23 protein-coding genes are annotated in these 22746 nt (G+C 72.4%); 13 read left to right on the top strand and 10 right to left on the bottom strand.

From position 1 onward, the window contains the following. Positions 1 to 57: 57 nt before the first annotated feature. On the bottom strand, positions 58 to 762 hold the full coding sequence (locus AC067A_RS32220; protein ID WP_479246432.1) for a histidine phosphatase family protein: 705 nt from the start codon (positions 760 to 762) through the stop codon (positions 58 to 60). Beyond that, positions 759 to 2105 (bottom strand): glutamate-1-semialdehyde 2,1-aminomutase, encoded by a 1347-nt coding sequence (hemL, locus tag AC067A_RS32215; RefSeq protein ID WP_479246504.1) that lies wholly within the window; start codon positions 2103 to 2105, stop codon positions 759 to 761. Before hemL ends, AC067A_RS32220 begins: the two co-directional genes overlap by 4 nt. A 231-nt stretch (positions 2106 to 2336) precedes the next feature. Between hemL and AC067A_RS32210 the strand changes: the two genes are divergently transcribed. After that, complete coding sequence (locus AC067A_RS32210; protein ID WP_479246430.1) at positions 2337 to 2939, top strand: hypothetical protein; 603 nt, start codon at positions 2337 to 2339, stop codon at positions 2937 to 2939. A gap of 151 nt (positions 2940 to 3090) precedes the next feature. Here AC067A_RS32210 and AC067A_RS32205 read toward each other — a convergent pair whose 3' ends face one another. Next, positions 3091 to 3474 carry a hypothetical protein gene (locus AC067A_RS32205; RefSeq protein WP_479246428.1) on the bottom strand — a complete coding sequence of 128 codons (384 nt, stop codon included), beginning with the start codon at positions 3472 to 3474 and terminating at the stop codon, positions 3091 to 3093. Positions 3475 to 4034: 560 nt separating this feature from the next. On the opposite strand from AC067A_RS32205, the gene AC067A_RS32200 reads away from it, so the two are divergent. Continuing rightward, the gene (locus tag AC067A_RS32200; RefSeq protein WP_479246426.1) at positions 4035 to 4451 is read left to right on the top strand and encodes a MerR family transcriptional regulator; all 417 of its coding nucleotides are present in this window, start codon (positions 4035 to 4037) and stop codon (positions 4449 to 4451) included. 12 nt (positions 4452 to 4463) lie between these two features. Here AC067A_RS32200 and AC067A_RS32195 read toward each other — a convergent pair whose 3' ends face one another. Then, on the bottom strand, positions 4464 to 5297 hold the full coding sequence (locus tag AC067A_RS32195) for an ABC transporter substrate-binding protein (protein ID WP_479246424.1): 834 nt from the start codon (positions 5295 to 5297) through the stop codon (positions 4464 to 4466). Between the two features lie 274 nt (positions 5298 to 5571). Here AC067A_RS32195 and AC067A_RS32190 point away from each other — a divergent pair, with 274 nt between their 5' ends. The 3 genes from AC067A_RS32190 to AC067A_RS32180 all read left to right on the top strand — a co-directional run bounded on the left by AC067A_RS32190 (position 5572) and on the right by AC067A_RS32180 (position 7511). After that, on the top strand, positions 5572 to 5811 hold the full coding sequence (locus AC067A_RS32190) for a hypothetical protein (RefSeq protein WP_479246422.1): 240 nt from the start codon (positions 5572 to 5574) through the stop codon (positions 5809 to 5811). 141 nt (positions 5812 to 5952) lie between these two features. Beyond that, positions 5953 to 6948, top strand: coding sequence for a DUF6597 domain-containing transcriptional factor (locus AC067A_RS32185; RefSeq protein ID WP_479246420.1), 996 nt, complete (start codon positions 5953 to 5955; stop codon positions 6946 to 6948). Between the two features lie 14 nt (positions 6949 to 6962). Further along, entirely contained in the window at positions 6963 to 7511 is a 549-nt protein-coding gene (locus AC067A_RS32180) for a GNAT family N-acetyltransferase (protein WP_479246418.1), read from the top strand. Positions 7512 to 7520: 9 nt separating this feature from the next. Here AC067A_RS32180 and AC067A_RS32175 read toward each other — a convergent pair whose 3' ends face one another. After that, complete coding sequence (locus AC067A_RS32175) at positions 7521 to 7970, bottom strand: GNAT family N-acetyltransferase (RefSeq protein ID WP_479246502.1); 450 nt, start codon at positions 7968 to 7970, stop codon at positions 7521 to 7523. Positions 7971 to 8208: 238 nt separating this feature from the next. On the opposite strand from AC067A_RS32175, the gene AC067A_RS32170 reads away from it, so the two are divergent. Together AC067A_RS32170 and AC067A_RS32165 are read left to right on the top strand one after the other, a co-directional pair. After that, entirely contained in the window at positions 8209 to 9060 is an 852-nt protein-coding gene (locus tag AC067A_RS32170) for an NmrA family NAD(P)-binding protein (RefSeq protein WP_479246417.1), read from the top strand. A 129-nt stretch (positions 9061 to 9189) separates the two neighbouring features. Beyond that, on the top strand, positions 9190 to 9927 hold the full coding sequence (locus tag AC067A_RS32165) for a Mut7-C RNAse domain-containing protein (RefSeq protein WP_479246415.1): 738 nt from the start codon (positions 9190 to 9192) through the stop codon (positions 9925 to 9927). Positions 9928 to 10005: 78 nt separating this feature from the next. Here AC067A_RS32165 and AC067A_RS32160 read toward each other — a convergent pair whose 3' ends face one another. Next, on the bottom strand, positions 10006 to 10491 hold the full coding sequence (locus AC067A_RS32160; protein WP_479246414.1) for a MarR family winged helix-turn-helix transcriptional regulator: 486 nt from the start codon (positions 10489 to 10491) through the stop codon (positions 10006 to 10008). Between the two features lie 31 nt (positions 10492 to 10522). After that, a complete protein-coding gene (locus AC067A_RS32155) occupies positions 10523 to 11083 on the bottom strand; it encodes a TetR/AcrR family transcriptional regulator (RefSeq protein ID WP_479246412.1) in 561 nt (186 codons plus the stop codon). A 116-nt stretch (positions 11084 to 11199) separates the two neighbouring features. Between AC067A_RS32155 and AC067A_RS32150 the strand changes: the two genes are divergently transcribed. After that, on the top strand, positions 11200 to 12615 hold the full coding sequence (locus AC067A_RS32150) for an FAD-dependent monooxygenase (RefSeq protein WP_479246411.1): 1416 nt from the start codon (positions 11200 to 11202) through the stop codon (positions 12613 to 12615). 89 nt (positions 12616 to 12704) lie between these two features. On the opposite strand, the gene AC067A_RS32145 is transcribed toward AC067A_RS32150, so the two are convergent. Further along, on the bottom strand, positions 12705 to 13187 hold the full coding sequence (locus tag AC067A_RS32145; RefSeq protein ID WP_479246409.1) for a hypothetical protein: 483 nt from the start codon (positions 13185 to 13187) through the stop codon (positions 12705 to 12707). Positions 13188 to 13353: 166 nt separating this feature from the next. On the opposite strand from AC067A_RS32145, the gene AC067A_RS32140 reads away from it, so the two are divergent. Further along, entirely contained in the window at positions 13354 to 14118 is a 765-nt protein-coding gene (locus AC067A_RS32140; protein ID WP_479246407.1) for an SDR family NAD(P)-dependent oxidoreductase, read from the top strand. Between the two features lie 61 nt (positions 14119 to 14179). Here AC067A_RS32140 and AC067A_RS32135 read toward each other — a convergent pair whose 3' ends face one another. Further along, positions 14180 to 15373 carry an RtcB family protein gene (locus AC067A_RS32135; protein WP_479246406.1) on the bottom strand — a complete coding sequence of 398 codons (1194 nt, stop codon included), beginning with the start codon at positions 15371 to 15373 and terminating at the stop codon, positions 14180 to 14182. A gap of 174 nt (positions 15374 to 15547) precedes the next feature. On the opposite strand from AC067A_RS32135, the gene AC067A_RS32130 reads away from it, so the two are divergent. The 3 genes from AC067A_RS32130 (at position 15548) to AC067A_RS32120 (ending at position 18727) form a co-directional block, all read left to right on the top strand. Next, positions 15548 to 16471: a DUF3558 domain-containing protein gene (locus AC067A_RS32130; RefSeq protein ID WP_479246405.1), complete on the top strand. Its 924-nt coding sequence runs from the start codon at positions 15548 to 15550 to the stop codon at positions 16469 to 16471. A 136-nt stretch (positions 16472 to 16607) separates the two neighbouring features. Continuing rightward, positions 16608 to 17333 (top strand): DUF3558 domain-containing protein, encoded by a 726-nt coding sequence (locus tag AC067A_RS32125; RefSeq protein WP_479246404.1) that lies wholly within the window; start codon positions 16608 to 16610, stop codon positions 17331 to 17333. A 119-nt stretch (positions 17334 to 17452) separates the two neighbouring features. Continuing rightward, positions 17453 to 18727: a DUF2637 domain-containing protein gene (locus AC067A_RS32120; protein WP_479246402.1), complete on the top strand. Its 1275-nt coding sequence runs from the start codon at positions 17453 to 17455 to the stop codon at positions 18725 to 18727. Between the two features lie 135 nt (positions 18728 to 18862). On the opposite strand, the gene lysS is transcribed toward AC067A_RS32120, so the two are convergent. Next, positions 18863 to 20587 (bottom strand): lysine--tRNA ligase, encoded by a 1725-nt coding sequence (gene lysS / locus AC067A_RS32115; RefSeq protein WP_479246400.1) that lies wholly within the window; start codon positions 20585 to 20587, stop codon positions 18863 to 18865. A 337-nt stretch (positions 20588 to 20924) separates the two neighbouring features. On the opposite strand from lysS, the gene argS reads away from it, so the two are divergent. Beyond that, complete coding sequence (argS, locus tag AC067A_RS32110) at positions 20925 to 22700, top strand: arginine--tRNA ligase (protein WP_479246399.1); 1776 nt, start codon at positions 20925 to 20927, stop codon at positions 22698 to 22700. Positions 22701 to 22746 lie beyond the last annotated feature (46 nt).

Genomic DNA, 22746 nt, shown 5'->3' with positions numbered 1-22746 from the left:
GGGGCCTACGCCCCGAACGCCTTCGACGCCCCCCGGACGCCGTGAAGGTCCCGGGGCCTACGCCCCGAACGCCTTCGACTTCCCCTTGACCGGCTTCGCACCCGCCAGCAGGTGCGCCGGGACCAGGTCCCGGGCCGGCTCGCTGTAACCGACCGAGACGATCCTGTCGCCCTGGTACGTGAACGAGGTCAGCGAGGCCAGCGTGCACTGCCGCCGCCGCGGGTCGTGCCACAGCCGCCGCTTCTCCACGAAGCTGCGGACGATCCAGATCGGCAGCTGGTGGCTGACGCACACCGCCTCGTGCCCCCGGGCCGCGTCCTTCGCCGCGTCGAGCGCGCCCATCATCCGGACGACCTGCTCGACGTACGGCTCGCCCCAGGACGGCTGGAACGGGTTGGTGAGGTGCTTCCAGTTCCCCGGCTTGCGCAGGGCACCGTCGCCGACGCCGAAGGTCTTGCCCTCGAAGACGTTCGCCGCCTCGATCAGCCGCTCGTCGCTGGCCAGGTCCAGGCCGTGCGCCTTGGCCACCGGCGTCGCCGTCTCCTGCGCCCGCTCCAGCGGGGAGGCGACGACGTACGTGACGTCCCGGTCGGCCAGGTGCTCGGCGACCCGGTCCGCCATCTGACGGCCCAGCTCGGACAGGTGGTAGCCGGCCCGGCGCCCGTAGAGGACACCGTCCGGGTTGTGCACCTCGCCGTGCCGCATCAGGTGGACGACGGTGATGTCCCGGTCGCCCTTCGGGGCGCTCGTCGCGTCGCTCATGCCGTCGCCTCCGCGGCGGCGCGGGCGGCGGCCGGCAGCGCGGCGGCGATCCGCTCGACCGCCCGCTCGTCGTGCGCGGTCGACACGAACCACGACTCGAACGCGGACGGCGGCAGGTACACGCCGTCGGCCAGCATCGAGTGGAAGAACGCGTTGAAGCGGAACGCCTCCTGCTTCTTCGCGTCGTCGTAGTTCCGCACCTCGTCGGCGGTGAAGAACACCGAGAACATGTTGGACGCGGTCTGCAGCCGGTGCGCCACGCCCTCCTTCGCCAGCGCGCCCGTGACCAGGCCCTGGATCTCCGCCGACACCGCGTCCACCTTCGCGTACGCGGCCTCGTCGAGCAGCCGCAGCTGCGCGAGCCCGGCGGCGGTCGCGACCGGGTTGCCCGAGAGGGTGCCCGCCTGGTAGACCGGCCCGGCCGGGGCCAGGTGCCCCATGACGTCGGCGCGGCCGCCGAACGCCGCGGCCGGGAAGCCGCCGCCCATGACCTTGCCGAAGGTCATCAGGTCGGGCTTCACCCCGTCGACGCCGTACCAGCCGGCCCGGCTGGTACGGAAACCGGTCATCACCTCGTCGGAGATGTACAGCGCGCCGTTCTCCCGGCACAGGTCCGCCAGGCCCTGGTTGAAGCCCGCCACCGGCGGCACGACGCCCATGTTGCCGGGCGAGGCCTCCGTGATGACGCAGGCGATCTCGCCCGGGTGCGCGGCGAACGCCGCACGCACCGCGTCCAGGTCGTTGTAGGGCAGCACGATGGTGTCGCCGGCCTGCGCGCCGGTCACGCCGGGCGTGTCCGGAAGACCGAAGGTGGCGAGACCGGAACCGGCCGCGGCCAGCAGCGCGTCCACGTGGCCGTGGTAGCAGCCCGCGAACTTCACGACCTTGGCGCGCCCGGTGAACCCGCGGGCCAGCCGGATCGCGGACATCGTCGCCTCCGTGCCGGAGGAGACCAGCCGCACCTGCTCGACCGGCTCGATCCGCGCGACGATCTCCTCGCCGAGCGCGACCTCGCCCTCGCCGGGCGTGCCGAACGAGGTGCCGCGGGCCACGGCCGCCTGCACCGCGGCGGTGACTTCCGGGTGGGCGTGGCCGAGAATCATCGGGCCCCACGAGCAGACGAGGTCGACGTACTCACGACCGTCCGCGTCGGTGAGGTACGGACCGGAACCGGACACCATGAACCGGGGCGTTCCGCCCACGGCCCGGAAGGCCCGCACCGGTGAGTTCACGCCGCCGGGCGTCACGAGGGAAGCGCGGTCGAAAAGCGTCTGTGAGACTGGGGCTTCGTATGAATACGGCACTGTGATCCTGACCTGCGAGAACGACTTCGGGCACGACATCGGGAACGGAGGGACGGCGGTGAGCATCCTGTCTGTTACGCCGGGGCGTTCCCCCTCCGCGTCTGCGAAACTGGGGCGTCATAGGGATGGCTCACGGAATCCATGGTGTCAGAGGCCACGGCGTTCTCGCGGACAGGTGTTTCACCGTACGAACGCGGGGGAGGTCACTGACACGATGATCGGGTTGCGCGGCGCGGTCGTGTTGCCGAGAAAAAGCAGTCGGGTGGAGATATGCATCGCGGTGGCGGACCGGGCGAGGGGACGGACGATCTGGGTCCGGAGTCTGCCCGGCGAGGGAGACACCGGCGCAGGCGGACCGACGACCAGACCGCACCGGAGGTCCGGCCGAACCCGGACCCCGCGGCGGATTCACCCCCCACGACCGGAGGCCGGAGCTTGGGGGTGACGTACAAGTACTTCGGCGCGCCCGACGGCGCCACCGCGGCCCGCGTCCCCATCTCGATGCGGCCGGAGGAACTCGGCGGGGACGAGCTCGGCATGGGCGGAATGTTCACCAAGATCAAGCCGGAGACCATAGCGGCCATGGTCCTCACCGGCATCCAGGGCATGCCCCTGAACAAGGTGCCCCCGCTGGAACTGATCGTCCTCCACCCCGACTACGCCGTCGTCAAGCTGCCCATGACCGTCGTCGACCCGCTGCGCGGGATAGGCGAGGAGTCGGTCGGCGCCGCCGCCTTCATCTGGTCCACCGTCCCCGACCGCGGCGGCCCCCGCGACGCCTTCGACGTCTACCAGCTCCTCCACGAATGGCAGGACTTCTCCGTCCGCCTCCACGAGGCCGGCCACCAGCCGTACTGCCTCGTCTGGCCCTGATCCCCCTCCCGGCCCGGGGCCGACACCCGTGGGACCCGGCCGCCCCCGCGCGCTCCGGTCCTGGCCCGGCCGCCCCCGCGCTCCGGCCTCGGGCCCGGTCGTCTTCGCGCGGCTCCGGCCTAAGGCTCGGTCGTCTTCGCGCGGCTCCTGCTCAGGAGCCGGTCGTCTTCGCGCGCTCCGCGCGCTCGGCGGCGAGCTCGCGGGCGGAGGCGAGCCGGTAGGGCACGTCGATGCCGTGGGCCTCCCAGGCGGCGCGGAGCACCTCCGCCTCGGCCGGGTCCTCGGCGACGGTGACGGCCGTGAGGGAGTCGGGGCGGAGGGTCTTCGCGTAGGCGGAGACCTCCTCCACGGGCAGGTCGGCGGACTCCGCGCGGATCGTCGCCCCCGTCCCCGTCCGCACCGCCGCCACGGCGGACATCAGGTGGATGACGCCGATGAAGGCGTACGTGGGGATCGCGAACCAGCGCCCCGACTCGCGCACCCCGCGCAGGTTCAGCCAGGCCGGCACCGCCGCGAAGGCCACGGACAGGGCCACGGCGTGCCCGTCGAGCGACGGGGCGGCCGAGGTGAGGGCGGCGGACGCCGGAGACCACGGACACGGCGACGGTCATCACGTAGTCGATGAGCAGCGCGGAGGCGGCGGTGAGCGCCGCGCGCTGCCCGAGGTTCTCGGCGGAGACGACATAGGCCCCGCCGCCGCCCGGGTAGGCGTAGCAGGTCTGCCGGTAGGAGGCGACGACGAGCAGCAGGACGATGATGCCGACCGCCGCGTACCAGGCCGGATGGAGCACGGCGAGGCCGCCGAGGGCCAGGATCAGCAGGATCTCCTCGGTGGCGTAGGCGACCGAGGAGAGCGGGTCGCTGCAGAAGATCGGCAGGGCGACCCGCTTCGGCAGCAGCGTCTCCCCGAGCCGTCCGCTGTCCAACGGACGGCCCACGAGCAGGCGTTTCGCCGCACTTCCGGCTCCCATAAGTGATGAAGTTAGGACGAATGGGATGTAATGCGCGGAAGCCGCGCCCTATGGGGAGTCCGTACGCCCCGTGGGAGCCCCGGACGAGGAAGGACCACGCGTGAGCGGAGCACGAGGAGCGCGAATGACCGGCGAGCCCATGCAGATCGGCGAGGTCGCCGCACGGACCGAGCTGTCCCTGCGGACCATCCGCCAGTACGAGGACAGCGGCCTGGTCGTGCCGTCCGCGGCCTCACCGGGCGGCTTCCCCCTCTACACGGACGCGGACGTGTCCCGGTTGATGGTCGTCCGGCGCATGAAGCCCCTCGGCTTCACCCTCGACGAGACCCGCGAACTCCTCACGGCCGTCGACCGGCTCGCCGCCGACCGCCCCGGCACGGACACCGAGCTCGACCCCGACGAGCGGGCCGCGCTCACCGCCCGCGTCCGCCGCTACGAACAGGCCGCCGCGGAGCGGGTCGCCGAACTGCGGGCCCAGCTCGCCCGCGCCGAGGAGTTCGCCGACTCCCTCCGCACCCGCCTCGCCACCGTCCCGGCCTGACGGGCGCCCCGGTCATTCGGTGTGGGCGTGCGCCAGGTCGCGGAAGAAGCGCGCGTACGCGGCCGGGCTCGGCGGCGTCTCGGGGTTCCACGGAGCCGGCCGGGCGCCCACCGGCACCTCGTACGGCGTCGTCGCGTGCTCCCGGCTGTCGAAGAGCACGAGATCCGGGCCGAGCTCGACGACCCGGCCCCAGTCGGCGGTCAGCCAGTTCGCCCCTGGCCCGGGACCCGGGTCGAGCAGCCTGACCCCCAGCTGCGCCAGCCGCGCCAGCTCCGGCCACGCCTGCGGCCGGGCCAGATGCACCTGGTCGGGCCCCGCCCCCGAGAGCGCCAGGACCGTGAGCCCGTTCCGGCCCGCCGCCTCGCGGAGGATGATCTCGGCGGCTCCCAGCTCGGCCCCGAAGCCGATCGGCGGCGCGGCGCCCAGGGACGCCGCCAGCGCGCCGAAGCGGTCCAGGATCCCCGCGAGCGACAGCTCGTTGCCGACGGAGAGCGCCACGAGGGGCACGCCGAGCCGCGCGGCGACCGCCTCGTCCAGGGCGTACGGGCTCTTCCCGTCATAGGTGACGTCCACGATCACGTCCGGCCGCAGCTCCCGCAGCAGCCCCTCGTCCAGGGCCCGGCCCGGACCGGCGTACGGGACACCGGCACCGGCCAGCCCGCCTGCCTTGGCCGGATCGATCACCCCGCCGTCGTGCCCGGAGCCGTAGACGGCGATTGGTGTCACCCCCAGGTCGTGGAGGGCCGCTCCGGCCCGTACGTACGCGACCACCCGCCGCGGCACGCCGGCCGCGCCCAGTTCCGCACCTCTGTCGTCCGTGAATCCCCATGCCTGTGTCCCGGACATGCGGCAGCTCCCTCCCCGGCCGGAATCTCCCTCTTCCTGTCACCTTGAAGCGGTTCCCCGGCCCGCACAAGAGGGCCTGCGCGCGAGCGCCGCGCGCCGGGTACCCCGGCGCCGCCCGGGACTTCGGTCCCGGACCCCCTGCCGAAAGTCCCCCAGGGTGGTGTTAACTGAACAGGTCGGGAGGAACCAGCAGGAATCACCACCGCCGACGTGCACACGCGCCACCTGCCGGGGCGCGCAGGGTACGGACGGCCCTCGCGTCCTGGAGTGAGCCATGTCCTTGCCCGGCCAGTTGTCCGACCCCCGCGTCCTCACCCTCTTCGGCCTGCTCGCCGTCTCCACGGTGGTCTGGCTGACCCTCGGCCTGCGCGCCCGCCGCCGCGACCGGGCGGCCGCCCCGCTGGAGCGCGTCTGGCACCCCCAGGAGTCCGTGGCCCTGACCCCCGCCGAAGAGCACGCCTTCGGCCAGGTGGTCTCCCGCCTCTCCCCCGGCTCCCCGGACCACCTGCGCTGACCGCACCCCTCCCCGGACGGCGGGCGCTGACCACACCTCTCCCCCGGGCGACAGGCGCTGACCACACCTCTCCCCCGGGCGACGGGCACTGACCACACCTCTCCCCCGGCCCACCGGGTCCGCGCCTTCTAGCATCGGGACATGTCCGCCTCCGCTCCCCGGCGGGACACCCGGGGCATCGTCGACCCCGCCGCGCTGCTCTCCCGCGTCCGCTTCCGCCGCCACACCCCGGCGCCGGAGCTGCGCCCCTACCTGGAGCACTACTGGCTGATCGACTGGGAGCTGCCGGAGCCGTACGCGAGCCACGTCGTCCCGCACCCGTCGGTGAACGTCGTCTTCCAGCGGTACGGCCCCTTGGGCGGCCCGCCGGCGGCCGCCGAGCCCTCGGCGGAGGTCTCCGGCATCGGACTCGGCCTCTTCACCCGGAGACTGACCGGCACCGGCCGCGTCTGCGGCGTCCAGTTCCGCCCGGGCGGCTTCCGCCCCTTCGCGCCCGCGTGGCCGGTCTCGACCTGGACGGGCCGCCGGGTCCCGCTCACGGAGGTGTTCACGGAGGCGCCCGGGGCCGCGGGCGGATGCGGGGTCGCGGATGCCGGCGGGGGCACCGGTGCCGACGGGGACACGGCCAAGAGTGCCGACGGCGAGGGCGGAGGTGCCGCCGGGGGCGGCGGGGGCGGCGGTCCGCTCTCCGGGGCCGGCCTCTCCGACTCGCTCGCCGCCGTCCTCTCCCCGGACGCCGACCACGCGCGCGTGGCGGCGCTCGACGCCTTCCTGCTGGCCCGCGGGCCGGCGCCCGACCAGGCCGCCGAGACGGCGATGGCGCTGGTGGACCTGATCCGCTCGGACCGCACGGTCCGCAAGGTGTCCCGGCTGGCCGCGGCCTCGGGCCTGTCGGCCCGCTCGCTCCAGCGGCTCTTCTCCTCCCACGTCGGCGTCGGCCCGAAGTGGGTGATCCTGCGCTACCGCATCCACGAGGCCCTGGAACGGGCCGAGTCGGCGGATGCCGCCGCCTCCCCGGACTGGGCCTCGCTCGCGGCCGACCTCGGCTACAGCGACCAGGCCCATCTCGTACGGGACTTCACCGCGACGATCGGCCTCCCGCCCACGGCGTACGCCCGCGGCCTGTCAGTGCCCTGACCTACCGTACGGACATGGACACGGACGCGCACACGACCACGGACGCCGCCGCACGCGTACGCCTGGAGCCCTGGTCCGAGGAGGACGCGGACCTGCTGCGCGCCCTGAACGCACCGGAGTTGACGGACCATCTCGGCGGGCCCGAGACCGAGGAGCAGATCGTCCGGCGCCACCGCCGGTACGTGGACCTGAGCGCCGACGACACGGGCGCGGGGCGGATGTTCCGGATCGTGCTGCTGCCCGAGGAGGTCGTGGTGGGCAGCATCGGCTACTGGGCGCGGGTTTGGGACGACACACCGGTGTACGAGACGGGGTGGGCGGTGCTGCCCGGCTTCCAGGGGCGCGGCGCGGCCACGTCCGCCACGCGCGCGGTCGTGGAGCGGGCCCGGGCCGCGGGGCGCCACCGCCGTCTGCACGCGTTCCCGTCGGCGGACAACGCCGCGTCGAACGCGGTGTGCCGCAAGGCGGGGTTCGAGCTGCTCGGGGAGCGGGGCTTCGAGTACCCGCCGGGGCGTCCGATGCGCTGCCACGACTGGCGTCTCGACCTGGGGGAACGACGCTAGGAGGCCGCCCTAGGAGGCGTCTTCCGGTCCGGCCAGCGGCCGGGTGAAGTGGAAGGCGACGATGTCGAAGCGTTCGCGCAGGTAGAAGCGGTGGGCTCCGGTGCGGTGGGTGCCGGAGTCCAGGTTGAGCTCGTGGCAGCCGGCCGCGCGGGCGTGGGTCTCCAGGTGGGCGATGAGCGCGTGGCCGACACCGGTCGAGCGCTCGGTGGCGGCGGTCACCAGGTCGTCGACGTAGAGCTTGCGCAGGGAGCTGGTGTTGTTGACGATCCGCCAGCCGGCCGCGCCGACGCAGCGGCCGTCGTCCGTGTAGGCGGCGCTGAAGCGCAGGCCCTGCGGGTGCCCGGCGTCGTACACCTCGCGGAAGAGCTCCGGGGTGAGGTGGGGGCGGAGCTCGGAGAGGACCGGCAGGAGGTCGCTCTCCAGCCGGGGGTCGCCCGGCTCGAGGTCGGTGATCTTCAGGTCGGTGATCTTCATGCCGGGACGGTACCCCAGGTTTTTTCGGGGTTGACGGGCGAGGCTCCCTCACGGATATTTATCTGCGTAACGCAGATTATTCGCTACGCAGAGAGGGCGGGTGCCGTGCCGGCCGAACGTGCCGCGTGGCGGACGAGAACGTCGTCCGCGGTGGCGACACGGCCTCGTCGAAGGACGACATCGACGGCACCGCGCCGCACGCCCACCCGAAAGGACACCTCCCATGACCGTTCTCGTCACCGGCAGCCGCGGCCGCGTCGCCAGGACCTTGCTCGGCCTCCTCGACGCCGCGGGCATCAAGGCCAGGGCCGCCTCCAGGAACCCCGCCGAGCTCTCCCCACCCGGCGGCGTCGAGACCGTGCGCTGCGACCTCGCCGATCCCGCCGGCTTCGACGCCGCCCTGGCCGGGGTCGACTCCGTCTTCCTCTACGCCGAGGCCGGCCACGCCGCGGCCTTCGCCGACCGAGCCCGCGCCGCAGGCGTCGAGCACATCGCCCTCCTCTCCTCCAGCTCCGTCCTCGCCCCGGACGCCGCCGACAACCCCATTGCCGCCTCCCACCTCGCGGTCGAGCACGCCCTCTCCGCCGCCGCGGCCGCCGGCGCGTTCGAGGCCACCCACCTCCGGCCCGGAGCCTTCGCCACCAACGCCCTGCAGTGGGCCGGCGCCCTCCGGAGCGGGCAGGGGCCGGCACTCCCCCACCCCCACACGCACGGCGACCCGATCCACGAGCGCGATGTCGCCGAAGCCGCCTTCGCGGTGCTCACCGATCCCCGGCTGCGCGGCTCCTCGTACCTGCTGACCGGGCCCGAGTCACTGACCTTCACCGAGCAGCTGGCGATCATCGCCGAGGTGACGGGCCTGCCCGCGCCCCACACCGCCGTCACCCCCGGGGAATGGAAGGAGTCGGTCGCCGGCTTCATACCGGGCGCCTTCGCGGACGCCCTCCTCTCCTACTGGGCCGCGCACGACGGCCGTCCCGTGCCCCTGACCCGTACCGTCGAGGAGCTCACCGGCCACCCGGCCCGCCCCTTCGCCACCTGGGTCGCCGACCACGCGGAGTTCTTCCGCCCCTGACCCGCACCCGACCGCCGGCCCCCCGGCCCCCGGCTTCGGCCCGCACCCGGCTTCGGCCCGAACCCGCACCCGCACCCGCCAGGGCGAAATCCGTGGCCGACGGCCTCGCCCCGATGACATCCTGTCCCCGTGAACGGACCGGAGATCCAGATCAGTTTCGCCCCCGGCCTGCGGCTCTTCGTCGCCCCGGAGCGGCGCTCGGGCCGCACCCCGGTGAGCACCGACGGCAGCTCCTCGCTCGGCCACGTCGTGGAGTCGCTGGGGGTGCCGCTCACCGAGGCCGGACGACTCCTGGTCGACGGGCGCCCCGTCGACGTCTCACACGTCCCGGCCGCCGGCGAGACGGTCGAGGTGGAGGACGTCACGCGCCCGCAGCCGGTGCCCGGCGCCCCGCTCAGGTTCCTGCTCGACGTGCACCTCGGCACGCTCGCCCGCCGGTTGCGCCTGCTCGGCGTGGACGCGGCGTACGAGAGCGAGGACATCGGCGACGCGGCCCTCGCTGCACTCTCCGCGCGCGAGCGGCGCGTCATGCTCTCGCGGGACCGCGGCCTGCTGCGCCGCCGCGAGCTGTGGGCGGGCGCCTACGTCTACAGCGACCGGCCCGACGACCAGCTCCGTGACGTCCTGGAGCGGTTCGCGCCGCCGCTCGCGCCCTGGACCCGCTGCACCGCGTGCAACGGGGAGTTGACCGACACCGACAAGGACGCCGTCCGCGAGCGCCTCGAACAGGGCACCGAGAAGACGTACGACGTCTTCGCCCAGTGCGGGGCCTGCGGCCGGGTCTACTGGCGCGGCGCCCACCACGCCCGCCTGGAGGCGATCGTCTCCGACGCCGTACGGGAGTTCGGCGGCGCGACGACCGCCTGACCGGCGCCTGGAGAAGCGGGCCGGGCCCCGGCCCGCTCCCTCCCCACCGGACCGGCGCGCCCGGCCCGACGGCGCCGGTCAGCCGAGGTCGCCGCCGCGCAGCCGTTCGATCTGTGCGGCACTCACCTCGACGGTCCGTCGCATGTGCGCGATGAGCAGGGCGACCTCCGCGTCGCTGTAGACGTCGAACATCGTGCCCCAGGCCCCGTTCAGCTTCCGCCACAGGTCGCCGAGCTCCGCCATCCGCGCGGGCACGAGCGCCACGAGGACCCGCCGCCGGTCCTCGGTGTCCCGCTCCCGCGTCACGTACCCGGACCGTTCGAGCCGGTCGACGAGCCTGGTCGCCGAACCCGTGGTGAGCCCGGTCAGCTCGGCGACCCGGCCGGTGGTCACCGGGCCGTCCTCCAGACTGAGCAGGTTCAGACACTGCACGTCGGTCGGGTGGAGCCCCAGATGGTCGGCGACGGCCTGGTTGAACAGGGCGTACGCGGCCATGTAGCGGCGGGCCTCCCCGTACAGCTCGGTCATCAGGGCGTCACGCCGGACGGAACTCTTCTGCGTCATGCAGAGATTGTACGACCCAGGAACCGCCGCGTCAGGGTGCTTCCGCCGTCAGATAGCGCTGCACGGTCGGGCCCAGCCAGGCGACGATCTCGTCGGTGGACATCTCGACGGCCGGCGGCAGCCGCAGCACATAGCGCGCGAGCGCCATCCCGAGGATCTGGGACGCCACCAGCGCGGCCCGGCGCGGGGCCTGGTCCGGATCGGGGCAGACGCCCCGGGTGACGGGCCCGAGCTGCCGGGCGAAGACCGCCTGCATGCGCGCGGCCCCGGCCTCGTTGGTGACCCCCACGCGCAGCATCCCGGTCAGGACCTCGTCCCGCTCCCAGCGCTCCAGGAAGTGGGTGACGAGGACGGACCCGATGTGCCGCGCCGGCAGGGATCCCAGCTCGGGGAGGTCGAGCTCGATCTCCGAGGCGGCCGCGAACAGCCCCTCCTTGTTGCCGTAGTAGCGCATGACCATCGACGGATCGATCCCGGCGTCACGGGCGATGGCCCGGATGGTGGCGCGCTCGTACCCGTCGGAGGCGAAGCGCTCGCGCGCGGCCTCGAGGATGGCGGCCCGGGTGGCGTCGGAACGGCGGACGGTCGTCATACCAACGACTGTAGGCCAACAGGTGTTGACATGCCATCAGGGCCACCTCTACCGTAGTCAACGAGCGTTGGCAAACAACCGTTGGCCAACGAGCGTGGACACTCCTGGAGGCAGCCATGAGCACCACCACGGACACGGACGTACTCGTCATCGGCGCCGGCCCCACCGGTCTGCTCCTCGCCGGCGACCTGGCCGTCGCCGGCATCGGCGTCACCCTCGCCGAGCGCCGCCCGCACGGCCTCGGCAACCTCACCCGGGCCTTCGGCGTCCACGCCCGCACCCTGGAGCAGCTCGACGCCCGCGGCCTCGCCGATGACCTCCTCGCCACCGGCACGACCCTCACCCACGCCCGCCTCTTCGGCCACCTCGACCTCGACCTGACCCGCCTCGCCACCCGCTTCAACCACCTGCTCGTCACCCCGCAGTACGAGGTCGAGCGCCTCCTGGAGCGCCGCGCGACGGCCGCAGGCGTCACCTTCCGGTACGAGACCGAGCTCCGCGGACTGCACCAGGACGCCGACACGGTCACCGCCGACCTCACCGGCCCCGACGGCCCGCTCACCCTCCGCGCCCGCCACCTCGTCGGCACCGACGGCGTCCGCAGCGCCGTCCGCTCCGCCCTCGGCCTGCCCTTCCCCGGCCGCTCCGTGATCCGCTCCATCGTCCTCGCCGACGTCCGCCTCACGGAGGAGCCCGCCGAGTCCTTCACCGTCAGCGGCTCGGGAGACACCTTCGCCTTCCTCGCCCCCTTCGGCGACGGCTGGTACCGGGTCATGGGCTGGGACCGCACCCGCCAGGTCCCCGACAGCGAGCCCGTCGATCTCGACGAGGTCCGCGACATCGCCCGGCGCGCCCTCGGAACCGACCTCGGCATGCACGACGCCCGCTGGATCTCCCGCTTCCACAGCGACGAGCGCCAGGCCCCGACCTACCGCGTCGGCCGGGTCTTCCTCGCCGGGGACGCCGCCCACGTCCACTCCCCCGCCGGCGGCCAGGGCATGAACACCGGCCTCCAGGACGCCGCCAACCTCTCCTGGAAGCTCGTCGCCGTCCTCCGGGGCGAGGCACCCGACGCCGAGGCCCTCCTCGACGGCTACCAGTCCGAGCGCCACCCCGTCGGCGCCGCCGTACTCCGCAGCAGCGGCGCCATCGTGCGCCTCGCGATGGCCCACACCCCGCTCACCCGCGCCGCCCGCACCCTCGCCGCCCGCCTCCTGAGCGCGATCCGGCCCGCCACCTCCCGGGCCATGGGCATGATCAGCGGAATCGGCATCGCGTACCCGCCCGCACCCGGCACCGGCCGCCCCTCCGGCCGCCGCGCGCCCGACGTCCCCCTGCGCGAAGGGCGCCTCTACGAACTCCTCCGCCACGGCGACTTCGTCCTGATCACCCCGGAAGGAGCACCCGCCACCCTGCCCCCGACCGCCCCCGTCACCCTCGAACACCTCACCCGGGCCACCTGGACGGACCCGGCGAAGCGCTCCACCGTCCTCGTCCGCCCCGACGGCTACGTCTACTCGGCCGACCACTGAACGCCCGCACGCACCGGTCACCCCCGGCGGCGCTCACCGGCCGCCCCGCCGGCCACCGGGCGGCCACCGACCCTCACCGGCCCAGGACCTCAGAACACATACGGGTCACCGGTCGCGAGCACCAGGACCCGGTGCCGGTCATTGCGCGGGTTCCGGTCAACCGCCCCGTCCCGCCAGGCCGTGGTGACGTCCACCGTCAGCTCGTCCGGCATGCCGGCCGTCCGCAGATCCAGCGCCAGCTCCCCGACACCCCCCACGGCCCGCAGCTCACCGGTCCGGCAGGACACCACCCGGTCACTGCTCCACAGACAGGCCGGCGGGAGCTCCTGGCCACCCGCCATCGGCTCGGAGAAGGCGAGCCGGACGGTCGCCTGGAAGAGGTCGGACGGCCCGTGGTTCTCACTGACCAACCACACCCCGAGACGCCCGTCCCACAGGGAGACATGACCGTGATGGGACAGATCGGCCTCGGGCCCGGCCTTCGGCCCCGCGGCGCCGGCACTCCCGCCCACGCCCACCACCACCGCGGCCGCGAGAGCGACCCCGAGCACACTCTTCCGCAATCCACGCATAGGCCCAAAATACCGACCTAACATCACATCTTCTGACAACCCATCAGTCCGCGTGTCCCGGGCACCCGCCCCCACCCCACCCGCCCCACGGAGCCGACGCCCCCCCGAGCACACCTATCCTGACCGGGCGATCGACGTAATCGACCACCTGCGCGAGGAGCACGTCATGACCGGCCCCGGTACCCCCATCGCCGTCATCACCGGAGCAAGCAGCGGAATCGGCGCCGCCACGGCCAGGCAGCTGGCCGCCGCCGGCTACCGCGTGGTCCTCACCGCCCGCCGCAAGGACCGCATCGAGGCCCTCGCCGCCGAGATCAACGAAGCCGGCCACCAGGCCGCCGCCTACGCCCTCGACGTCACCGACCGCGCCGCCGTCGACGAGTTCGCCACCGCCTTCCGCACCCTCGCCGTCCTCGTCAACAACGCCGGCGGCGCCCTCGGCGCCGACCCCGTCGCCACCGGCGACCCCGCCGACTGGCGTCAGATGTACGAGGTCAACGTCATCGGCACCCTGAACGTCACCCAGGCCCTGCTCCCCGCCCTCACCGCCGGCGGCGACGGCACGGTCGTCGTCCTCTCCTCCACCGCCGGCCACTCCACCTACGAAGGCGGCGCCGGCTACGTCGCCGCCAAGAACGGCGCCCGCGTCCTCGCCGAGACCCTCCGCCTCGAGATCGTCGGCACCCCCGTCCGCGTCATCGAGATCGCCCCCGGCATGGTCAAGACCGAGGAGTTCGCCACCACCCGCTTCCGCGGCGACACCGACAAGGCCGCCAAGGTCTACGCCGGCGTCGCCGAGCCCCTCACCGCCGACGACGTGGCCGACACCATCACCTGGGCCTGCACCCGCCCCCCGCACGTCAACATCGACCTCCTCGTCGTCCGCCCCCGCGCCCAGGCCTCCAACACCAAGGTCCACCGCGAACTCTGACCCGGGCACGGGAAAGGGACGGGGCGCCGCCTCGGCGGCACCCCGTCCCTTCCTCCCGCGGTCAGCCCTTCACACAGATGACCTGCTTCAGCTTCGCGACGACCTCCACCAGGTCGCGCTGCTGGTCGATGACCTTCTCGATCGGCTTGTAGGCGCCCGGGATCTCGTCGACGACACCGGAGTCCTTACGGCACTCCACGCCCCGCGTCTGCTCCTCCAGGTCCCGCGTCGAGAAGCGCCGCTTCGCCTCGCTGCGGCTCATCTTCCGGCCCGCGCCGTGCGAGGCCGAGTTGAAGGACGCCGCGTTCCCCAGGCCCTTCACGATGTACGAGCCCGTGCCCATCGAGCCCGGGATGATCCCGAACTCCCCGGAGCCGGCCCGGATCGCGCCCTTGCGGGTGACCAGCATGTCCATGCCCTCGTACCGCTCCTCCGCCACGTAGTTGTGATGGCAGGAGATCACCGGGTCGAAGGTCACCCGCGCCTTGCGGAACTCCCGGCGGACGACCTCCTGGAACAGCGCCATCATGATCGCGCGGTTGTACTTCGCGTACTCCTGCGCCCAGAACAGGTCGTGCCGGTAGGCCGCCATCTGCGGGGTGTCCGCGACGAAGACCGCCAGGTCGCGGTCGACGAGGCCCTGGTTGTGCGGAAGCTTGCGCGCCTCGCCGATGTGGTGCTCGGCAAGCTCCTTGCCGATGTTCCGGGACCCGGAGTGCAGCATCAGCCACACCGAGCCCTCCGTGTCGACGCAGAACTCCACGAAGTGGTTGCCCGCGCCCAGCGTCCCCATCTGCAGCGCGGCCCGCTCCCGGCGGAACTTCACCGCGTCCGCCACGCCGTCGAACCGCGACCAGAAGTCGTCCCACCCCGCCGTCGGGAACTGGAAGAGCCGGCCCGGATCCACCTCCGAGCGGTGCATCCCCCGGCCCACCGGGATGGCCTGCTCGATCTTCGAGCGGAGCCGGGAGAGGTCGCCGGGCAGGTCGTTCTCGGTGAGGGAGGTCTTGACCGCGGACATGCCGCAGCCGATGTCGACGCCCACGGCAGCGGGACAGACCGCGTCCTGCATGGCGATCACGGAACCCACCGTGGCGCCCTTGCCGTAGTGGACGTCCGGCATGACGGCGAGGCCCTTGATCCAGGGGAGGGTGGCCACGTTGCGCAGCTGCTGCATGGCGCCGCCCTCGACCGTGGCGGGGTCGGCCCACATGCGGATCGGCACGTTCGCGCCCGGTACCTCTACGTACGACATACTTCCTCGATTCCCCCGAAAAGTCAGATAACGCAAAAACCGGCGCCAAAGCCCGTACAGGTGACAGCGGACCGGCATCAACAGCTGCGTGTGCGATAGACATTGTGTCCATCAGCCGGGTTCGCGCGGCAAACAGTTTTCGGGAAAGACTTCGGGAGAAGGGAGCCTGGGACCGTGCAGCGAAAGAGGTACGCCCCCGGCCGCACCGGGCCCACGGCTCGGACCGCCGTCGTCCTCACCAGCGTCCTCGGCCTCGGCCTGGGGCTCGGCCTCACCGGCTGCTCCGCCGGTACCCCCACGGACGACGTCACCGTCGACGCCAAGGCGGGCCCGGCCGCTCCCGTCGTGCCGCCCGGCCGCTACCGCACCCTCTTCGAGCCCTGCGGCTCCGTCCCGCAGGCCACTCTCAAGGACCTGCTCCCGGGCGCCGCCTCACTGCCCGACGCCGAGCGGGACAAGGCGTACCGCGGTACGGCCGCCGTCACGTACGACACCGACCGGCGTGTCGGCTGCACCTGGCGGGCCGACACGCCCGACACCTCGCACCGGCTCACGCTCGACGTCGAGCGGGTCGTCTCGTACGACGCCACCATCAGCGACGCGGACCGCGCCCAGTCGGTGTTCACCGCCAAGCAGCTGGAGGCGGGCATCCCCCTGGCGGCCACCACTCCCCCGTCACCCTCGGCGACGACCCCGCCCGCCACGACGCCGCCGGCCGCGCCGACGACGGGCACGATGGCGGTCACGGCCGGGGTCCCGCTCTCGCCTCCGGGCAGGCTTCCGACGACCAAGGCGCCGACGCCGGGCACCACCCCGTCCGGGTCGGCCGACCCCACGCCCACCGCCACGTCCACCGGCCTCGAACCGCGTCTCCTCGGCGACCTCGGCGAGACCGCGTACCTCGACGACGCCCTGAGCAGGGTCGGCGCGAACGGGCATCAGCGGACCGTCAGCGTGGTGTTCCGCACATCCAACGTGATCGTGACGGTGTCCTACCGGGAGCAGACGACGGGTTCCGCCGAGGCCCCCGACAGCAGGGAACTGCAGGAAAAGGCCCGGAATCTGGCCCGGCTGCTCGCCGAGCGGCTGGAGGAGTAGCCGATCCGCTCCGCTCCGTGAGCGGACGGGGACCACGTAACGTGTCGGCGTACCCGTGACCGCCCCCGTGGCCACGGCCATGGCCGATCACCACCGGACCGCCGGCCGGACCGTACGACAAGCGACTGAAGGAACCATGCAGCGATCAGCTCCGCGCCTCTCCCGCATACTCGCCTGCGCCGCCGTCCCGGTGATGCTCGTCGCCGCCGGCTGCTCCTCCGACTCCGGCGACTCCGGGAAGGCTCAGGGCGGGGCGAAGGCGTCCGCGTCCGCGACTCCGACGCCGAAGCAGTCGACGAAGACGGTGGAGCCCGCGAGGTTCGCGAAGCTGCCCGACGTCTGCAAGTCGATCTCCGCCAGGACGACGGGCGCGCTGGTCCCCAAGGCGAAGACGAAGAACGGCACGCCGGCCGTCTCCAGCGACCTGGCCAGCCGGGGCGGCTGCTCGTGGAACGGCCTGGAGGACAAGGGCGTCCACGGCTCGCACTACCGCTGGCTCGACGTGTCCTTCTACCGGTACGACTCGGACCCCTCGCTCGGCAGCGGCCAGGACCGCGCCCAGGAGAACCTGGCGAAGGAGCTCGCCAAGGTCCAGGAGACCCCGGGCGCCAAGAAGCTCCGCACCACGACGGCCGCGGGCATCGGCGACGAGGCGCAGGCCGTCGGGTACCAGCTGCGCAAGACGGACGAGGACTTCGTGTACGCCTCGGTCGTGGCGCGCACGGGCAACGTCCTCGTCCTTCTTTCGTACAACGGCGCCGGATACGCGGGGGCCATCGGGCCGACGGACAAGCAGATCATGGAAGGCGCCGTGAGGGCGGCGAAGGAGGCCGTGGCGGCGGTCGCGGCGGCGAACAAGTAGGTAGAGACCCGCACGGATCGGCATATTCAAGCGGAGCCCGTCCCTCCCCCGAGGGCCGGGTTTCGCGCACATGTGCCACTCTGTGCGCGCCGGATGTCGTTTGACGGGAGGGATCGCGGGTGGCCGCGATGCAGCTGACACGCACACACCGAATACTCATCGGCCTCGTCATCGCCGGTGCGCTGATCATCGCGGGGATCGGCTTCGCGGGCTCGTACGCCGCCGTGCGTGAACTTGCCCTGCAAAAGGGCTTCGGCAACTTCTCGTACTTCTTCCCCATCGGCATCGACGCGGGCATCTGTGTGCTGTTGGCGCTGGACCTGCTGCTGACGTGGCTGCGGATCCCGTTCCCGTTGCTGCGTCAGACGGCGTGGGTGCTCACGGCCGCGACGATCGCGTTCAACGGCGCGGCGGCGTGGCCCGACCCGCTGGGCGTCGGCATGCACGCGGTGATCCCGGTGCTGTTCGTCGTGGCGGTCGAGGCCGCGCGGCACGCGGTGGGCCGGATCGCGGACATCACGGCCGACAAGCACATGGAGGGCGTGCGGATCACCCGCTGGCTGCTGTCGCCGGTGCCGACGTTCCGGCTGTGGCGCCGTATGAAGCTGTGGGAGCTTCGCTCGTACGAGCAGGTGATCAAGCTGGAGCAGGAGCGGCTGATCTACCAGGCTCGTCTGCAGGCGCGTTACGGCCGCAGCTGGCGGCGCAAGGCGCCGGTCGAGGCCCTGATGCCGCTGCGTCTGGCGCGGTACGGCGTTCCGCTGGCCGAGACCGCTCCGGCGGGTCTGGCGGCGGCGGGCATCGAGCCGGCGGTGCTGCCGGCCCAGTCCCCGCAGCCGCTGCTTCCTCAGCAGCCCCAGCAGCCCCAGTTGCTTCAGCAGCCGGAGGGGTCCCGGCCGATGCCGCCGGTTCCGCACGGCGCGGTGCCGCAGCAGCTCCCTCACCCGGGGCTTCCGCCGGCGGACGCGCAGCAGGTGCCGGTGAACCACGACAGCCCGTGGTTCGACACCCAGCAGGTCACCCCGGAGACGTACGAGGGCACGTACAACCCGCAGATCGTCGAGGGCCTGGAGCCCATGCCCGTGCCGGTGCCGATGGGGCCGGAGGACGTGCCGCCGCCGGGACCCGAGGAGTTCGTCGAGTACCCGGAGTACGTCGAGGAGCAGCCGCGGGAGCCGCGGGACGAGGAGTTCGAGGACGTCGTCTACAAGGTCCTGGAGACGTACGTGATCGAGTACGGGCAGGCCCCGAGCGAGGCGGAGCTGGCACAGCTGGTGGCCGAGCAGTACGGCCTCCAGGAGTTCCCGGCGTCCGACATCGATCTGCTGCGGCAGGCCGTCCCGCGGGCGGAGCAGCGGGTGCAGCAGGCGCGGGCCGACGTCGACATCCCGTAGGGCCCGGGGGTACGCCTGGCACCCCGCGGGACCGCGGAGTGGGCCGGCGCCTCGCGGGACCGTGACGCGCACATGAAGAGGGCCGCTCCCGGAGTCCGGGGGCGGCCCTCTTCACGTGCTCACGTGCTCGTTCGCTTACGCGCCGAGGAGCTTGCGCACCCGGTCCGCTCCGACCGCGAGGAGCAGCGTGGGCAGGCGGGGTCCGGTCTCCCGGCTCACGAGGAGCTTGTAGAGCAGGGCGAAGAAGGCACGCTGGGCGAGCTTCAGCTCGGGCGTGGGCTTGGCCTCGGGGTCGAGTCCGGCCATGACCTTGGGGACGCCGTAGACGAGCGTGGTGAGCCCGTCGAGCGACCAGTGGGTGTCGAGGCCCTCCAGGAGGAGCCGGAGCGACTCGCGGCCTTCGTCGTCGAGGGAGCCGAGGAGCTCGGCGTCGGGCTCGTCGCGGACGATGGTGCGCTGGTCGGCCGGGACCTGGTTGGTGATCCAGTTCTCGGCGCGGTCGAGGCGCGGCCGGACCTCGTCGAGGGTGGTGACCGGGTTCTCGGGGTCGAGTTCGGTCAGGATGCGGAGGGTCTGCTCGTCATGGCCGGCGGTGATGTCCATGACCGAGGCGAGGGTCCGGTAGGGCAGCGGGCGGGGCGTGCGGGGGAGCTCGCCCGCGGCGGTGCGGGCGGCGCGGGAGTGCGCGGCGGCGTCGGCGGGCAGCACGCTGCCGTCGGCGACCTTGGCCTCCAGCTTGTCCCACTCGTCGTAGAGCCGCTGGATCTCCTGGTCGAAGGCGATCTTGAAGGACTGGTTGGGCTTGCGGCGGGCGTAGAGCCAGCGCAGGAGCTGCGGCTCCATGATCTTCAGGGCGTCGGACGCGGTGGGAACGCCGCCCTTCGAGGAGGACATCTTGGCCATGCCGCTGATGCCCACGAAGGCGTACATGGGGCCGATGGGCTGGACGCCGTCGAAGACGTCGCGGACGATCTGGCCGCCGACGACGAAGGACGAGCCGGGCGAGGAGTGGTCGACGCCTGAGGGCTCGAAGATGACGCCCTCGTAGGCCCAGCGCATGGGCCAGTCGACCTTCCAGACCAGCTTGCCGCGGTTGAACTCGCTGAGCTTGACGGTCTCGGCGAAGCCGCAGTCGGTGCAGGTGTAGGCGAGCTCGGTGGTCTCGTCGTCGTACGAGGTGACGGCCGTGAGGTCCTTCTCGCACCGGCCGCAGTACGGCTTGTACGGGAAGTAGCCGGAGGTGCCGCCGGAGCCGTCGTCCTCGCTCGCCGCGCCGGAGCCCTCCTCGGCCTCGAGTTCGGCCTCGTCCAGGGGCTTCTGCGACTGCTTCTTGGGCGCCTTCTTCGTCCGGTACTGGTCGAGGATGGCGTCGATGTCGCCGCGGTGCTTCATGGCGTGCAGGATCTGCTCGCGGTAGGCGCCCGCGGTGTACTGCTCGGTCTGGCTGATGGGGTCGTACTCGACGCCCAGCTCGGCCAGGGCCTCGACCATGGCGGCCTTGAAGTGCTCGGCCCAGTTGGGGTGGGGCGAGCCGGCGGGGGCCGGGACGGAGGTCAGCGGCTTGCCGATGTGCTCGGCCCAGGACGCGTCGATGCCCTCGATGCCGTTGGGCACCTTGCGGTAGCGGTCGTAGTCGTCCCAGGAGATGAGGTGCCGGACCTGGTGTCCGCGGCGGCGGATCTCGTCGGCGACCAGGTGCGGGGTCATGACCTCGCGGAGGTTGCCCAGGTGGATCGGGCCGGACGGGGAGAGGCCGGAGGCGACGACGACCGGTTTGCCAGGCGCACGTCGCTCCGACTCGGCGATGACCTCGTCCGCGAAACGGGAGACCCAGTCGGTCTCGGTGCTGCTCTGAGCCACGGTCGGTACGTCCTTCTTCCTGAGGGGTTCTGCCTGACAGCCCTACGTGAAGCCATTCTCCCAGACGGACGAGCGGTCTCCGAGGTTGTCCACAGGACGGGCTCTCCGAGTCGTCCACAGGCGGGGTTCCGGGGCGTCCACGGGACGGGTTCCCGGGTGTCGACCGTACGGGTTCCCGGGCTTCGGCCGTACGGGTTCCCGGTCGTCCACAGGAGGAGCTCGGGGTCGTCCACAGGACGGGCTCCGGGTCGTCCACAGGCGGGGAAATCGCGTTGCGCTCCCGTGGGACACTTGACGGGCGAATCAGACCTGACGGACTCAACAGGAACGGAAGCTCATGGCCTCGGTCCCTTCCCTCGCTTCGACCGTGCAGCAGCGCCTCGCGGACGGCCTCTCGGCGGCTCTGCCGGACGCCGCGTCCGCCGACCCGCTGCTGCGACGAAGCGACCGGGCCGACTTCCAGGCCAACGGCATCCTGGCGCTGGCCAAGCAGCTGAAGGGCAACCCGCGGGAGCTGGCGACGAAGGTCGTCGAGGCGATCCCGGCGAACGACGTGCTGAAGGAGATCGAGGTCTCCGGGCCCGGCTTCCTGAACATCACGGTCACCGACCGGGCGATCGTCGAGACCCTGGCGGCCCGCGCGGCCGACGCGCGTCTCGGTGTCCCGTTCAGCGAGTCGGCCGGCACCACGGTGATCGACTACGCCCAGCCGAACGTGGCGAAGGAGATGCACGTCGGCCACCTGCGGTCGGCCGTGATCGGCGCCGCGATGGTCGAGATCCTGGAGTTCACGGGCGAGACGGTGGTCCGCCGCCACCACATCGGCGACTGGGGCACCCAGTTCGGCATGCTCATCCAGTACCTGATCGAGCACCCGCACGAGCTGGACCACAAGGACGAGGGCGGCGCGGAGGTCTCCGGCGAGGAGGCCATGTCGAACCTGAACAGGCTCTACAAGGCCTCGCGTGCCCTGTTCGACTCCGACGAGGAGTTCAAGACGCGGGCCCGCGCGCGCGTGGTGGACCTCCAGGCCGGAGACGAGAGGACCCTCGCGCTCTGGCAGCGGTTCGTCGACGAGTCGAAGATCTACTTCTACTCGGTCTTCGACAAGCTCGACATGGACATCCGGGACGGCGACGTCGTCGGCGAGTCGGGCTACAACGAGATGCTGACGGAGACCTGCCGCATCCTGGAGGAGTCGGGCGTCGCCGTCCGTTCCGAGGGTGCGCTGTGCGTCTTCTTCGACGACGTGAAGGGCCCGGACGGCAACCCGACGCCGCTGATCGTCCAGAAGTCCGACGGCGGCTTCGGTTACGCGGCGACGGACCTGTCCGCGATCCGCGACAGGGTGCAGAACCTGAAGGCGACCTCCCTGCTGTACGTGGTGGACGCCCGGCAGTCGCTGCACTTCAAGATGGTCTTCGAGACGGCCCGCCGGGCCGGCTGGCTGAACGACGAGGTCAAGGCCGTCCAGCTGGCCTTCGGCACGGTCCTCGGCAAGGACGGCAAGCCGTTCAAGACCCGTGAGGGCGAGACGGTCCGGCTGGTGGACCTGCTCGACGAGGCCGTCGACCGGGCGACGGCGGTCGTCCGCGAGAAGGCCGAGAAGGTGGGCCTGTCCGAGACGGAGATCGTCGAGAACGGCCAGTACGTCGGCATCGGCGCGGTCAAGTACGCCGACCTGTCGACGTCGGCCGCGCGGGACTACAAGTTCGACCTGGACCAGATGGTGTCGCTGAACGGCGACACGTCGGTGTACCTCCAGTACGCGTACGCGCGGATCAAGTCGATCTTCGGCAAGGCCGGGGACCGCACTCCCGCCGCCCACCCGGAGCTGGAGCTGGCGCCTGCGGAGCGCGCGCTCGGTCTGCACCTGGACCGGTTCGCCGAGACGGTGTCGGAGGCCGCGGCCGAGTACGCGCCGCACAAGCTGTGCGCGTACCTGTACCAGCTCGCCTCGCTGTACACGACGTTCTACGACCAGTGCCCGGTCATCAAGCCGGAGCCGGCCCAGGAGGTCGCGGAGAACCGCCTCTTCCTCTGCGACCTGACGGCCCGCACGCTCCACCAGGGCATGGCCCTGCTGGGCATCCGGACGCCCGAGCGCCTCTGATCCCCTGAGGCAAAGCCCCCGGCACGGTCTCCCGTGCCGGGGGCTT

Source organism: Streptomyces sp. NPDC043176, from assembly GCF_056436715.1.
Note: the sequence above shows the minus strand (reverse complement) of the source record. Positions and strands in the feature narration are given on the sequence as shown.